The sequence below is a fragment of the Nordella sp. HKS 07 genome, assembly GCF_011046735.1.
Lineage (GTDB): Bacteria > Pseudomonadota > Alphaproteobacteria > Rhizobiales > Aestuariivirgaceae > Taklimakanibacter.
On record NZ_CP049258.1, the window covers coordinates 6266622 to 6280315 of the forward strand.

Sequence of the window (13694 nt, forward strand, 5' to 3'; positions counted from 1 at the left end):
CTGCGATAACAGGCCAGCTATATGCGGGTCGCGCGGCGCCGGAATAGCTCAGCGGTAGAGCAGCGGTTTTGTAAACCGAAGGTCGGGGGTTCAATCCCCTCTTCCGGCACCATTTAGCCAAATAAATTCATACTATTAGAGCGCTGCAACAAACGGTTCCTATCAGGATGCGTGGTCAGGGTAACGTCAGCATCGGGGAAAGGCGCGCCGCCTAAGTGTCGGCGGACCTTTATGCGGCGGTGCGTCAGCAAGCCGTTCCGGCTTTGCACCGGCAGCTACAAATTGCGCCATCGACGGCGACACCATCGAATGCCGGGGTGTGCGAGGGCGAGAATGGCCCAGCAAAGTTTGCGTGCGGAGTATCCCCGCCTGCGGTGGCGCAATCTCCTCCCCCGAAAAATGTTAGACCGGAAGTAACATCTACTGTCACCGATGCGTACAAATGCGAAGAGGCTCTGTTACGATGTCCCGCACTCGCAGAAGCTTGTTGACTATGATAGCTGCCACGGCTGCGGCAGGCTTTCTCGCCAAGCAATCAGAGCTTGCTGCAAATCTTCCGCAATCGATCAGAGCGGTGGCATTTGACGGTTTTGCCATTCTCGATCCGCGCCCCGCCCTTGCCCAAGCCAAGCGGCTGCATCCGCAGGCTGGAGATGCGTTCTTGAGCCTGTTTCAAGCGCGCATGTTCGAATATCAGTGGCTCCGAGTACTTGGCGCACACTATAAGGATTTCCTGTCCATTGTTGACGATGCTCATGTGTTTGCCGCCGAGCAAACCGGCGATCGAGTGAGTGAAGAAGCGCGTGGGCGGTTGAGATGTGCTTTCTTGAACCTCAAAGCCTGGCCTGATTCCGCCGAGTCTCTGAAGAAGCTCAAGGCAAGAAGCCTTCGCCTCGGTTTGCTGTCGAACATGACGGCTGACATGCTCAATACTGGCTTAGCGAATTCAGGCCTCCAGCGTGTCTTTGAGCACGTGCTGAGTACCGACGCGATCAAATCTTACAAGCCGGATCCCAGGGCCTATCAGCTCGGGGTTAATAGCTTCGGGCTTGCAAAGGAACAGATCGCTTTTGTGGCCTCCGCGGGATGGGACGGGGCAGGTGCCGCGTGGTTTGGCTATCCAACGTTTTGGGTCAATCGGCTGGGTGGAACACCTGAACGCCTTGACGGTGAGATAATAGCCATAGGTCGAGATCTTGCTGCTCTCGATCAATTGATACTTGAGCACGGCTGACTCGGAGCGGCATGTGCTCCCTTCTCACGCCAAGGAGTAACGAACTTTGTGAAGTTGGCGTGTTACTTCTGAGTGACCGGCTATTACGGTTGTCTCCGTTGCCTCGCTCTCAATTCTGTTGCGCTTTGGGGGGCGGACGAAATTTTTGGCCGATGAGTATCTCTAGGTCTTGGCTACCGGGGTGCTCAGTCGCTCAGGGACCTAATCCGAGTCACGAAATGCCACAAGCATATCAATTGGGCGCTTGATCATCCTAGAACCATGGATCGCGCTCATCGCCCACGCCCATTCTGGCCGGGTGCCGGTTCAGAAACGCATCCGTGTAGCGCCCTTCAGGAGTCTTGACTAATCGAACGACTGCATGTTCATCTTCTCCGGCTTCAAGCGATGCTGGACCGTCCAAACCTAAAAGCTCAAAGACTTTGACCTTGCTGGTCCGTCCCTTGACGGGTGCCGCGCCGTGCGAGCGCGTAACAATCGCGGGACCGGCGAGCTTGCGGGTCTCATCGCTCATCAGGATCTCGGCATCGAGCTCCTTGCCCAGCGCCTCGAGGCGGCTTGCGACATTCACTACATCGCCAATGGCCGTATAGCTCAGGCGTTCGACGGATCCGACATTGCCGACAAGGGCGATTCCGCTATTGATGCCAATGCGCACGAATTGTCCACTCATTCGACCATCCGGGCGCGCCAGTTGGCGCATGGCCTGGCGTATCGTTTCAGCCGCACGGCAGGCACTCAAGGCATGATCCTCATTCGCTGCCGGCGCGTTCCAGATGCCCATTATGCAGTCGCCAATGAACTTGTCGACGATGCCTCCTTCCCGATGAATGGCCTTGGTCGCCAGAGTTAGAAATTCGGTCAGGAACGGTGCGACGTCGGGACCATAATCCTCCGTAAGCTGGGTAAAGCCAGGAAGGTCAGCGAACATGACAGTGATCTCGCGCAATTCGCCGCCAGGCTTGGGCTCGACCCCGTGCTGGATGAGGCTGCGCACGATATCACTCGGGACATAGAGGCGGAAAGCATTCAAGCTGCCGGCCATCCGATGCAGAGCGTTCGACAGACTGTCGAGCTCGAATAGCCGCGTCGCGACATGCCTGACATTGGAAAGCGCGAAACTCTCGATATGCTTGAGTTCGCCCGCCACTTGTTGGATCGGCCTGGCGACAGAGTAGTGCGCAAACAGGGCGGCGAGCCCTGCGGTCAGCGCGGCGAAGAGCATGAGCGTCACGAGAAGGCGGCGCGTATTGCGATCGATCTCCGCGGTGAAGGCGGCTCGCGGTATCGCTGTAACGAGCGCCCAGCCGTTAAAGTTCAATGGCGTCCTGGTCCCATAGAACACAGTTCCGTCGTCACTCGTGACCATGCCTTCCGGCGACTTCATGGCATTTGCCCGATTGAGCGCGGTGATGATCTGCGATTTGTCGCTTGGTTCCAGCAGGGATGCTGATTTCATTTTTGGCACCGACGAGGCAACGACCGTGCCGGTTTCGCTGACGATGACCGCCGCACCCTTTTGCGCCACATCCAGCTGCCCCAGAAAATCAGCCAGGCGATGCAGATTGAGTGAGACCATGATTACACCCTGGAAGCGGTTGTGCAGATCGAAGCGCGTCGCCGCCACGGCCGCCGGTTCGAAGCCGCTCGGCAGGACGTCAACCATGGTCCACGTCACCCCCTGTCCGCCAACGGCGCCGCGATACCATTTGCTGCCGAGCGTCACATAAGCCGACTCGCCCTTGCTGCGCTCTTCGAAGAATATGTCCTCAGGGATGGACCTGTATCTGTCACGGCGCAGGCTGCGCCTGCCATTGGCGAGGGGCGCGCCGATTTCGACCATTTCGATCTTGTTGTCGATCAGTATGTGCGAGCCAAAGAACCGACCATCGGGAAAGCCGAAGCCGATCCAGGACACGGATGGCAGCGAGCGCAGGACCGACAGGAAGACGAATTCGCGCTTGGCCTCGTCCTCGGCGCTGATGGCGCCCTGGAAAAGGATGGACCGGATGACCTCGACCGCCCCTTCCGAGGCCCGGAACGTAGTCTCGAGCTCCTTTTTCACGACACCCGCCGTCTGGACATTGATCGAGCCGACGATCGTCTCGACATTCCGGCTCGCCGTGCGCATCCAGGAGATGTGCACGACGAGCGCGGTCGCTAGAACCGCGATGAGCACCAGCCCGGTGAGGGCTGTGCCGATTCGTACTTTGAGGCGCGGTATGACGTCAGTTTTCGCCGCCTGTGATGAGGCGGACGCCGCGGTTGAATGAGACATAGGCCACGATCCAATCAAGAAAAACGACAAGACGGTTGCGAAAGCCGATCAGGAACCAGATATGGGCGAAGCACCAGATCAGCCAGGCGGGGAAGCCGGAGAGTGTGAAGCCGCCAAAGTCCGCAACAGCCGAGCTTCGGCCGAACGTCGCCAGATTCCCATAGTTGCGATATTTGAACTTGCGGCGCGGACTGCCTTTGAGATCGCCCAGGATCGATCCCGCCGCGAAATACCCCATCTGCTTGGCGGCCGGCGCTATGCCCGGAACAGTAATGCCATTTACATCCGTCACAATCGCCGTATCTCCGATGACGAATGTATTGTCGGAGCCCGGCAAACGAAGCGTGGCGTCGACGACGACCCGCCCAGCGCGGTCGCATTGGGCCTCGAGCCACTTTCCGGCTGGTGACGCCATGACCCCAGCCGCCCAGATGATCGTTGCCGTCTCTATGCGCCGGCCATCCCTGAGGGTTATGCCGTCGTTGCCGCAGTCTGTGACGGCGGCCTCGGTCATGACCGTGACACCCAATCGGGACAGCTGTCTGGCCGCCGATTCCGATAGCTTGTCGGGAAAGGCGGGAAGAATCCGGCTTCCGGCCTCGACGAGAATGATCTGTGTCTGCGTCGGATTAATATGACGGAAATCATGTACGATGGTGCGATGCGCGAGCTCGGCAATGGCACCGGCCATCTCCACACCGGTTGGTCCGCCACCCACGACGACGAAGGTCAAGGACCGTCGGCGCTCGTTCTCATCGACCGTCGCCTCGGCTTGTTCGAAGGCGAGAAGGATGCGCCGGCGAATTTCCGTCGCTTCGTCGATCTTCTTGAGGCCCGGCGCGAATTCCTCCCACTGCTCATGGCCGAAATAGGCGTGTCGGGCGCCGGTGGCGACGATCAGGTAGTCGAAATGTATGCGGCGCTTGGATGTCACCACCTCGCTAGCGGATTTATCGATTGCGACTATCTTGTCCATGAGCACGGTAACGTTCTTCTGCCGCGAGACGATGCGCCTGATCGGCGATGCAATCTGGGCCGGGGACAGGCCGGCGGTGGCGACCTGGTAAAGCAATGGCTGGAACAGGTGATAGTTGCGCCGATCGATCAGCGTGATATCGACCGGCGCATGGCGAAGCGCCGTGGCGGCCGAGAGGCCGCCAAAGCCCGCGCCCAGAATGACCACCTGTGGGCGGGCCAGTGCTTGTCCGGCTCGCTTGTCTGCGGGAAATTCGTCCAAGGCTCACCTATTGCCCAAAAATCAGCCGTCGGCCCAGCTGGTCGAGCGACACGATACCAGCACCACGCGCAAGAAGGAGACCGAGCAAACTTGCCCACATGAGATGCTCGCCCCAATGCCCAGGATAGACGAATATCTGAATCACTGCGACCAGGCCGAGAAGCGCCAGCGCGCCGAGACGTGTGAACAGGCCGAGAAAAATCAGTACCGAGCCGGTCAATTCGGTGGCGGTCGCCAAGGGTGCCGCGATATCCGGCGGCAGCAGCGGCACGCGATATTCCATCGCGAAGAGTTGCAGCGTCACAGGCCAACTGACCAATTTCGATTGCGCCGAATTCCAGAATACATTGGCAATGGCGACCCGCGCGGCGAGCTGAATGACCGACATCGGTATGGCATCGGCGACTGCCACGGCTTTCCTGAAGGCGCCGGTCAACGAAAAAATCGATTTGTCCGTATCCGGCAAAGAGAGATTCATCATGATACTTGTCCTTTCAATGGCTTGTGCGCATCAGCGCGGATCACAAGCTGGTTGCGCAAAAGGAAGAGGATTTCACCCGTGAGGTCGAAGCCAGAGTCGCGTGCAAGCGCCCGGGCCGCCGCCGTTTCGATGCAGCGGCACCGGACAAGGCTACGCCAGAAGGCAAATCTCGCAGGCGTGAGCTCGAAAAACCTGATGTCATCATCATGACGGATAGTCGCAATGCGGGTGGTCCGGCGCGGCAAAGTCTGCGGAGTTTCGCTCCGATGCGCCCAAAGGCCGAGGAGCGGCCAGCGCGAGACAACGAGGCGGAGGCTTGGCTGGAGATCGAGCGTCGAGGTCTCGGCCATTTCCGCAATTTTGAGGAAAGGCAGTTGCGTACTGATCAGGGTGCTGTGAATCGCCCATTCGAGGGAAGCCATCTCGGCGAGGATCGGCGCATGCCGACAGGCCGGAAAGCGAGACAGGAATTGCGGAAAGCGGTCGCCATAGGTGGCAAGACGCGCCTGGCGTGGCGGCGCGCGCAAAATGAACTGATGTGCCGCATAGGCGAAGAAACGCTCATCGCCGAGCCTTGCGGTGACTGGAAAGACCGTCCGCAAATGGGCCGTGAGCGACAGGACCATGTTGTTGCGATAGATCGCATAACGGCGCGCAGGGTCGGCGTGCGCGGCGGTGAATTCGCTTTGGATATCGACGGAGCTGCCGTCGAGAAGGGCCTGCGTCATGGATGCCTGCAGTTGTGCAAGACTACGCATGGGCGAGCTCCAGCGGTTGGTAGGTCCGGCTCGGGTGATGATCGCATATGCCCACCTTCGCTATCTTCGACCGGCTTGGCGGCAAGAATGGGAGAACCGAAGGCTTGGCGTTCGCGACAGTTTCGGCGAGGAGATCGGCCCACATGGCTTCACCAAGCAGCGTAGCGAGTGGCGGGATATCCGAATCCCATTCAATGAGCGTTGGGCGCGTCCCGATACGCTCCAGCGCGAAGCGATAGAGCGACCATACCGCCGGAGCCACGGCAGAACCGTGATTGTCGATCAGGACCGGTCCGTCGGGCGTGTCATTCGTTGCATGGCCGGCAAGATGGATCTCCTCGATGCTATCGCCCGGCAGGCGGGCGATGTAGGCTTGCGCATCAAAACCGAGATTTCGCGCAGAAATATGGACATTGTTGATATCGAGCAGAAGGCCGCAACCGGTGCGCCTGGCGATCTCGCTGAGAAATTCAGGCTCTGCCATTGTCGAGCGCGCAAAGCCGATATAGGCAGACAGGTTTTCGATCAGAATGCGCCGACCGATCACCTCTTGCGTCTGATCGATATTGCGGCAGACGATAGCGAGCGCTTCCTCGTCATGAGGCAGCGGCATGAGGTCGTTCAGATAGATGCCGTCACCGACGCACCAGGCAAGATGCTCAGAGACCATTGCCGGCTGGAAGCGGTCGCACACCGACTTGAGGCGCGCGAGATGGGCGGTATCGACGCCCTGCGCCGAACCCAGCGACAGACCAACGCCATGGATCGACAAGGTATAGTGCCGGCACAGCTGTTCGAGCGCCGCCGTGGCGGGGCTCGGATGCATGTAGTTTTCGGCATGGACCTCAAGCCAGCCCGCGGACGGTCGCTGCTTCAGTATTTGCGGCATATGGGGGCCGCGCAAGCCGATGCCGGCGACGGGAGGCAGGGGAGAACGGAGGGGTTTCGTCGGCATGTCAGGACCCTTTCGTTGAACTGGCTTGAGATCTGCGAACGCGTGATCCGGTTTCCGGCGGAACACGCGCCAAGCAAATTAGGATTTGGGTTCGTTGCTGCCACCGGTCAGCTTGGCGCAGCTTCCGGCGGGGAGGTAAATCCAGGCGTCGCCCTGGTTGTCGGCGCTCGCGGTCCCGGCGCAGGAATGCGTCGCCGTCTGGCAATCATTCGTTCCGGCCTTCGACACGCCGTAGCATTTCTCGAATTGATAATCGGGTTGCGGTGCCGGACCGGCAAAGGCGCCGCTGGCCGCGAGCGTGGTGATCGCCGCGAGCGCCGAACCGACGAGAAACTTGGTATTGATCATTGGACTCTCCATTGGGAATGTTGATTTCGCACGGCTGCGATGGCCGATCGCCAAGGAGTTTCTGCCAATCGCGCGGCGAACTGAAATGCCGTATCAGCATGATAACGATAGCGCCGTTCTATGATCGCCCGCTGTCGCCTATCTATCTCTGTGTTCTCGCGTGCGGCGCGCTGACGAGAAGATGGCCGTTCAGTAAAGAGAAAGGCCGCTCTCCTTTTAGGGGAACGGCCTGAGGTGCAGCCGAGAGGGGAAGCGGGACGGCCGCGCGGGGAAGTCACAAATAGACACCATGGATATCGATGGTCGATTGGTGTCCGATCTGGTCATATTTGTCGGCGAGCCACGAAGAGGCGCGCTCGCGCCCCGCGTCGCGCAGATCGGTCAAGAACTCCCAATCGGCGTTAAGCTTGCTGGCGACGCCCAGGCCCAGCATGATGTCGTCGGCCGATATCGCGTGAATATGCATGCGCTTGAGATCGCGGGTCGGGCAAGCGCCATTGTCGATGAGCTTGCTGACGAAATCGATTGCCCGCATTTCACGCATCAGCGACGAATTGAAGCTGATCTCATTGATCCGGTTCATGATCTCAGTCGCCGTGCGCGGCAGCTCCGGCCTTGACATCGGGTTGATATGGACGACCAGGACGTCCGGCGACTCGCAGCCATAGATCAGCGGAAAGATCGCGGGATTGCCCATATAGCCGCCGTCCCAATAGGCGTCCTCGCCGATCTCGACGGCACGGAACAGGAAAGGCAGACAGGCCGAGGCCATGACCGCATCGCAGGTGATGTCGTCATTGTCGAACACCTTGACCTTGCCGGTACGCACATTGGTGGCACAGATGTTGAGTTTGAGCTTGCAGCGGGCTGAACGCAGCGCCTCAAAGTCCATCGACTGCTCGAGAATGCGGCGCAGCGGATTGATATCAAGCGGGTTGAACTGGTAGGGCGACATCAGCCGCGTCACCAGATCGAACAGGACGTAGGGTGGCGAGTTCTCGAGCGACCGGTTGCGAGTGAGGCGGTCGAGCGGCGTGGGCTGAATCGGCGAGAAGGCCGCAGCATGGCTTACCCGGCGCCAGAAATTGGCGAGCGCCTTCTGCGCGCCTTCGCGCCCGCCCTCGACCAGCCCATATGTCATGACCGCCGCATTCATGGCGCCGGCACTGGTCGCCACCACACCTTCGAAATCAAGCTTGGGCTCTTCGAGCAAGCGGTCCAGTACGCCCCAGGTGAAAGCGCCATGGGCACCGCCCCCTGCAAAGCGAGATTGAGTGTCTTGGTCGCTGAGCCTGAAGCTGTCCTTCGCCTTGCATGAGGTCGGGTCGTGGGGATGCTTGAGTGGTCCATTGTGTCTCTCCCTTCAATGCGCGGTCCAACCGCCGTCGACAGGTATGGCCGCACCGGTAATCGAGCTTCCGCCATCGCTGCACAGAAAAACCGTGAGCGCGCCGATCTCTTCGACCGAGGCAAATCGCTTGTTTGGCTGGTTCTTCAGAAGGACGTCGCGAATAACTGCTTCGCGCGGAATTTTATGCGACTTTGCCTGGTCATCGATCTGCCGTTCGACGAGCGGGGTCCAAACATAGCCCGGACAGATGGCATTGCTTGTCACTCCCGCATCCGCTCCTTCGAGGGCGACTACCTTGGTGAAGCCGACGATGCCGTGCTTGGCGGCGACATAAGCCGATTTAAACGGCGAGGCGATGAGGCCATGTGCCGACGATATATTGACGATGCGACCGAAGTTGCGGGCCTTCATCCCTTCGAAGATGGCACGCACAAGATGGAAGGCCGAGGACAGGTTGATGGCGAGGATCTGGTCCCACTTCTCGGGAGGAAAGGACTCGACCGGGGCCACGTGCTGGATGCCGGCATTGTTGATCACTATGTCGATTTGACCGAAGCGGCGTGTGCCCTGCTCCGCCATGGAACGGATAGCGTCGGCTTGCGACATGTCGGCATCGCTATAAGCGACATCCACATCGTGCGCTTCCGCCAGCGACCGGCGCTGCATTTCGATGTCATCACGATGCCCGAACCCGTTGAGCATGACGGCACTGCCGGCTTCGGCCAGCGCTTTGGCGATGCCAAGGCCAATGCCGCTGGTCGAACCCGTGACGATAGCGGCGCGCCCCTCGAGCGGACGGCGTGACGATTGCATATCCATTTTTCTATTCAAGACCAGCATTTCAATCTCCGACTTCCGGCGTTTTGTGGTCCTGAGCTTGAACAAAACGGCCGGCCATCGGAAATGCCGAGCGGCTATTATTTCCATGTCGAGCGTGCATTGGCGGCCGGGCGCCACCTTGGCTACGGTCCTAAGCCATGGATCTACATCACATTCGCTATTTTCTCGCCGTCTGCGAGACGCTTAATTTCACTCGCGCCGCGGAGGCCTGCAATGTCACCCAACCGGCCCTCAGCCGCGCTGTCCAACAGCTTGAGGAGGAAATCGGCGGGCAACTGTTTCGCCGCGAACGCAATTTTACCCATCTAACCGACCTGGGGATGCTGATGCGCCCACGCCTGCAACAGATCCTTGAGACGGTGGGCGAGGTAAAACGCGAGGTCCGGCAGTTTCTCACTCTCGAAAATGCGCAGATCAGACTTGGCATCATGTGCACCGTGGGTCCGACCCGATTTACAGGTCTGCTGGCCGATTTCCGCATGCGCTATCCCGGTGTCTCACTGGAGCTCATCGAAGGTATGCCGGCGGCGCTTGCGTGTAAGCTCGAACGTGGCGAGATCGACATAGCAGTAATGGCATCGGCCGACGGTTATCCCGAGCGTCTCGACCTCGAACTACTCTATCGCGAGCGCTTCCTCCTCGCCTGCCCCCCCCGGCCATCGCTTTACCCACATGAAGGCGGTGCGCATGCCGGAAGTTAATGGTGAGAACTATCTGCTTCGTCTCAATTGCGAGTATCAGAACAATATCGACGATCTCATTCGCCAATCGGGGGGCGACGTCAATGTCTGTTACCAGAGTGAACGGGAGGATTGGATCCAGAACATGGTGGCGGGCGGCCTCGGCATCTGTTTCATCCCCGAATTCAGCGCCGTGATCCCCGGCCTCGAATTGCGCCCCGTAATCGAGCCCGACGTATGGCGCGAGATCAATCTGGTCATCATGTCCGGCCGGCGCATGTCACCTGCACTGATGAGCTTCATCAAGGCGGTTCGCGAGTATCCCTGGCCGGCGAGCCGTTTCGATCTAGCGGTCTAACGGCAATGGCAAGCAATCAATACCTCCCCGCGGAGGCCACAAGACCGTTGGTTATGGAGTTTTGCGCCTCCATTTCGAAAAGAACCTGTCGGATCCTTAACGAAACAACGTCAAATCTGACCTGTTCATGACAAGGTAAGGCCGTTATGATTGGAACCCTAATATCGGGGTCATTCTTGGATATACATCACGTCCGATATTTTCTCGCTGTGTGCGAGACGTTGAACTTCACGCGGGCAGCGGAGAAGTGCAATGTCACTCAGCCGGCGCTGAGCCGCGCCATTCAGCAACTCGAGGAAGAGGTCGGCGGCCTGCTTTTCCGCCGCGAGCGCAACCTGACGCATGTTACTGATCTCGGCCTTCTTATGAAGCCACGTCTGCAGCAAATCCTGGACGGCCTTACCGAGGTCAAACGTGATGCACGGCGATTCCTGACTCTCGAGGACGCCAATGTGACGCTCGGCATCATGTGCACGATCGGACCTCGCCGTTTGACCGGACTTGTCGCGGAATTTGGCCGGAAGTTTCCTGGCGTGTCGCTCAAACTCGTCGAAGGCATCGCCAAGGAGCTTGCTACCAAGATCGAGAAAGGCGAGATCGACGTCGCCATCATGGCCAATCCGGATGGCTTCTCTGACCGCATCGAGGCCCACAGCCTCTATGGCGAGCGTTTCGTGATCGCGTTTCCCGAACAGCATCGTTTCGCCGCCATGAATGGCATCCCGATGCGCGAGATTCATGGCGAAAGCTATTTGCGCCGAATAAATTGCGAGTATCGCGACACGTTGTCCAAGATTGCCGATGAATGCCATGCCGACGCGCCCCTTGTCTTTGCCAGCGAGCGTGAGGACTGGATCCAGAATATGGTGGCAGGCGGCCTTGGAATCTGCATTATACCCGAATTCAGCGCTGTCATTCCGGGCATCCAGCTGCGCCCCCTGATCGACCCGGAAGTGTCGCGGGATGTCAGCCTCATCTGGATGGCGGGTCGGCGGCACTCCCCGGCAGTCGCGGCACTCGTCAAGCTCGCCCGCGCGCATCCCTGGCCCGAGAGCCAGTTCACGTCCGTGACTGCATAGCATCCAGCTACAATCCTCACCCTGAGGCGCGAGCGCAGCAAGTCTCGAAGGTATGCTTCACCACTCGTATTCTAACTTAGCGGATGCTTCGAGGTCCTGCTGCGCGGGGCACTCCTGAATGAGGGGATCGAGTATCATAAGATCAGGCTATCGAATCCAAACTCTTTCGGCATTTCAGCCTTACACCGGGCTTTGGCAGTCTCAGCGCTGGAGCTGCGCCTCCTCATGTCGCGCAGCAAACATGGAGACTGTTGATGAAACTTAATCTGACCGTAAGCATCGGTATTGCTGCTTTGGCATTTGCCACGGCGGCCAATTTCGCTCAGGCCGGGGAATGCCCGTCCGGCAAGATGAAGGATAACGCCGTAACTTCGGGCGAAATGATGCCCAAGAAGGTAACCGACCAGGTTTTGGCATCGATCGACCTCACACCCAAGGGCGAAGCCTTCAAGGGCGAAACGCTACGCCTGCGCAAGCTTGTCATCCAGCCGGGTGGCGTCGTGCCCTGGCATGATCACAAGACCCGCCCCGCCAATATCTATGTCGTGTCGGGAACAGTGACCGAATATCGGAGCACTTGCGAGGTGCCTATCATTCACAAGGCCGGCGACACCGTCGCCGAGTTCGGTGACAAGCTGGCCCATTGGTGGAAGAACACCGGCAACAAGCCAGCCGTCCTGATCTCCGCCGACATCTTCCACAGCGCCGATATGGATGCTCATATGATGTGAAAACCGACCGGCCCATTTTTGAGCGACCTCGGGGCCGGGATTTCAATGCGTGGCACTCTTCACCGAGTGCCACGCCAATCTATTCACGGATACACCCATGACAAGCGCCGTCGAGACCGCGCCGCGCATCGCTGCGCCGCCTGTTGCCAGGCTGATCGCCATTGGCGTCATCAGCTTTCTCACCTTGGTAGATCTCTTTGCGACACAAGCCATCCTACCCTCTCTCGCCGCTGCTTATCGCGTATCGCCGGGCCTCATGGGATCGGCCGTCAATCTGTGCACCATGGGCATGGCGATCTCGGGCCTTGGCGTCGCTCTGCTCAACCATCGAATCGGACGGCGTAAGGGCGTCGTCTTGAGTCTCGCCTTGTTGACCTTCCCCACCTTGCTCCTGGCGACGATGCCGACGCTCCCATGGTTCGCCGCCCTGCGCCTCGCGCAGGGCGTTTTCATGTCAGCCGCTTTCAGCCTGACGATCACCTACATAGCTGAAACTGCGAGTCCGCATCTCATATCGGCAGCTCTTGCCGCCTATGTTACCGGAAATGTCGCGAGCAACCTCTTCGGCCGGCTGATGTCGGCTGCCATCGCCGATCATTTGGGCCTTTCCGCGAACTTTCTGATCTTCGCCGGACTGAATCTCGCCGGTGCTACCTTGGCCTTTGTCCTGCTGAGCGGCGAGGCGATGTACCGGACTGGAACCACACAGGCAAATATTCTCGTCCTCTTCCGCCGACGCTCGCTGAATGCCACCTTCGCTATCGGCTTTCTCATCCTTTTCGTGTTCATCGGCACATTCACCTATGTGAACTTCCTGCTCACCAGACCGCCTCTCGACCTTTCGGCGATGCAACTTGGTTTCGTCTATCTCATTTTCATCCCCTCGGTCATCATCACGCCGTTTGCCGGTTTTGCCAGCACCAGGCTGGGTGCCGGAACGGTCATCATCCTGTCGCTGCTGGTTGCCCTCCTGGGTTTGACTGCGTCACTTGTCCCCAATTTGACCTTCGTTCTCGGCGCGATGGCACTCCTTGCAGCCGGCACGTTCTTCGCCCAGGCGGCCGCGACCGGCTATGTCAGCCGCAGCGCTGGCGCGGCGCGCGGCTCGGCGGGTGGTGTCTACCTCGCTTCTTATTATTCAGGCGGGCTCGTCGGCAGTATTGTGATCGGGCAAGTGTTCGATCATTTCGGTTGGACGGCGGCCGTTATCGTCCTTGGCGCGGCACTCACCGCCGCATGTCTCTTGGCGGCTTTCATGACGGAAAACGATAGCGCGCCCGCATCGCAACGATAGCGAGACGGCATTTCAACGGACAGAGACCATTTGCGATGGTGAGGATCAAACCCGCGTAACTCAAAACAGG

Annotated in this window: 13 protein-coding genes, 1 tRNA gene and 1 pseudogene; 7 read left to right on the top strand and 8 right to left on the bottom strand. The window is 59.1% G+C overall.

Annotated elements, in window-relative coordinates:
* Positions 1 to 37: 37 nt before the first annotated feature.
* Positions 38 to 112: transfer RNA gene (locus G5V57_RS29640), tRNA-Thr, on the top strand.
* 381 nt (positions 113 to 493) lie between these two features.
* Positions 494 to 1234 carry a haloacid dehalogenase type II gene (locus G5V57_RS29645; RefSeq protein ID WP_165172146.1) on the top strand — a complete coding sequence of 247 codons (741 nt, stop codon included), beginning with the start codon at positions 494 to 496 and terminating at the stop codon, positions 1232 to 1234.
* Positions 1235 to 1487: 253 nt separating this feature from the next.
* Here the strand turns inward: G5V57_RS29645 and G5V57_RS29650 are convergent, their stop codons facing one another.
* The 8 genes and pseudogenes from G5V57_RS29650 to G5V57_RS29685 form a co-directional block, all read right to left on the bottom strand.
* Positions 1488 to 3512, bottom strand: a complete 2025-nt coding sequence (locus G5V57_RS29650) for an adenylate/guanylate cyclase domain-containing protein (RefSeq protein ID WP_165172148.1) — start codon at positions 3510 to 3512, stop codon at positions 1488 to 1490.
* Positions 3463 to 4749, bottom strand: a complete 1287-nt coding sequence (locus tag G5V57_RS29655; protein WP_165172150.1) for an NAD(P)/FAD-dependent oxidoreductase — start codon at positions 4747 to 4749, stop codon at positions 3463 to 3465. Before G5V57_RS29655 ends, G5V57_RS29650 begins: the two co-directional genes overlap by 50 nt.
* A 7-nt stretch (positions 4750 to 4756) precedes the next feature.
* A complete protein-coding gene (locus tag G5V57_RS29660; protein ID WP_246737747.1) occupies positions 4757 to 5137 on the bottom strand; it encodes a DoxX family protein in 381 nt (126 codons plus the stop codon).
* Positions 5138 to 5226: 89 nt separating this feature from the next.
* Positions 5227 to 5988, bottom strand: a complete 762-nt coding sequence (locus G5V57_RS29665) for a DNA-binding domain-containing protein (protein ID WP_165172152.1) — start codon at positions 5986 to 5988, stop codon at positions 5227 to 5229.
* The gene (locus G5V57_RS29670; RefSeq protein ID WP_165172154.1) at positions 5981 to 6943 is read right to left on the bottom strand and encodes a DUF692 domain-containing protein; all 963 of its coding nucleotides are present in this window, start codon (positions 6941 to 6943) and stop codon (positions 5981 to 5983) included. Before G5V57_RS29670 ends, G5V57_RS29665 begins: the two co-directional genes overlap by 8 nt.
* A 78-nt stretch (positions 6944 to 7021) precedes the next feature.
* A complete protein-coding gene (locus G5V57_RS29675; RefSeq protein ID WP_165172156.1) occupies positions 7022 to 7291 on the bottom strand; it encodes a DUF2282 domain-containing protein in 270 nt (89 codons plus the stop codon).
* A gap of 274 nt (positions 7292 to 7565) precedes the next feature.
* A pseudogene (locus G5V57_RS29680) lies at positions 7566 to 8641 on the bottom strand (patatin-like phospholipase family protein).
* Between the two features lie 13 nt (positions 8642 to 8654).
* Positions 8655 to 9482: a 3-hydroxybutyrate dehydrogenase gene (locus tag G5V57_RS29685; RefSeq protein WP_165174326.1), complete on the bottom strand. Its 828-nt coding sequence runs from the start codon at positions 9480 to 9482 to the stop codon at positions 8655 to 8657.
* Positions 9483 to 9619: 137 nt separating this feature from the next.
* Here G5V57_RS29685 and G5V57_RS35455 point away from each other — a divergent pair, with 137 nt between their 5' ends.
* The 5 genes from G5V57_RS35455 to G5V57_RS29705 all read left to right on the top strand — a co-directional run bounded on the left by G5V57_RS35455 (position 9620) and on the right by G5V57_RS29705 (position 13624).
* Positions 9620 to 10183, top strand: coding sequence for a LysR family transcriptional regulator (locus G5V57_RS35455; protein WP_371744687.1), 564 nt, complete (start codon positions 9620 to 9622; stop codon positions 10181 to 10183).
* Entirely contained in the window at positions 10170 to 10520 is a 351-nt protein-coding gene (locus G5V57_RS35460) for a LysR family transcriptional regulator substrate-binding protein (RefSeq protein WP_371744688.1), read from the top strand. Before G5V57_RS35455 ends, G5V57_RS35460 begins: the two co-directional genes overlap by 14 nt.
* A 176-nt stretch (positions 10521 to 10696) precedes the next feature.
* A complete protein-coding gene (locus tag G5V57_RS29695) occupies positions 10697 to 11599 on the top strand; it encodes a LysR family transcriptional regulator (RefSeq protein WP_165172158.1) in 903 nt (300 codons plus the stop codon).
* A gap of 254 nt (positions 11600 to 11853) precedes the next feature.
* On the top strand, positions 11854 to 12330 hold the full coding sequence (locus tag G5V57_RS29700) for a cupin domain-containing protein (protein WP_165172160.1): 477 nt from the start codon (positions 11854 to 11856) through the stop codon (positions 12328 to 12330).
* 97 nt (positions 12331 to 12427) lie between these two features.
* Positions 12428 to 13624, top strand: coding sequence for an MFS transporter (locus G5V57_RS29705; RefSeq protein WP_165172162.1), 1197 nt, complete (start codon positions 12428 to 12430; stop codon positions 13622 to 13624).
* Positions 13625 to 13694: the final 70 nt, after the last annotated feature.

Excerpts from the sequence above, each read along its gene's own strand:
- G5V57_RS29670 (WP_165172154.1), bottom strand. The coding sequence starts at position 6,943 with ATGCCGACGAAACCCCTCCGTTCTCCCCTGCCTCCCGTCGCCGGCATC.
- G5V57_RS35460 (WP_371744688.1), top strand. The coding sequence starts at position 10,170 with ATGCCGGAAGTTAATGGTGAGAACTATCTGCTTCGTCTCAATTGCGAG.
- G5V57_RS29675 (WP_165172156.1), bottom strand. The coding sequence starts at position 7,291 with ATGATCAATACCAAGTTTCTCGTCGGTTCGGCGCTCGCGGCGATCACC.
- G5V57_RS29660 (WP_246737747.1), bottom strand. The coding sequence starts at position 5,137 with ATGTCGGTCATTCAGCTCGCCGCGCGGGTCGCCATTGCCAATGTATTC.
- G5V57_RS29685 (WP_165174326.1), bottom strand. The coding sequence starts at position 9,482 with ATGCTGGTCTTGAATAGAAAAATGGATATGCAATCGTCACGCCGTCCG.
- G5V57_RS29645 (WP_165172146.1), top strand. The coding sequence starts at position 494 with ATGATAGCTGCCACGGCTGCGGCAGGCTTTCTCGCCAAGCAATCAGAG.
- G5V57_RS29705 (WP_165172162.1), top strand. The coding sequence starts at position 12,428 with ATGACAAGCGCCGTCGAGACCGCGCCGCGCATCGCTGCGCCGCCTGTT.
- G5V57_RS29700 (WP_165172160.1), top strand. The coding sequence starts at position 11,854 with ATGAAACTTAATCTGACCGTAAGCATCGGTATTGCTGCTTTGGCATTT.
- G5V57_RS29650 (WP_165172148.1), bottom strand. The coding sequence starts at position 3,512 with ATGTCTCATTCAACCGCGGCGTCCGCCTCATCACAGGCGGCGAAAACT.
- G5V57_RS29665 (WP_165172152.1), bottom strand. The coding sequence starts at position 5,988 with ATGCGTAGTCTTGCACAACTGCAGGCATCCATGACGCAGGCCCTTCTC.
- G5V57_RS35455 (WP_371744687.1), top strand. The coding sequence starts at position 9,620 with ATGGATCTACATCACATTCGCTATTTTCTCGCCGTCTGCGAGACGCTT.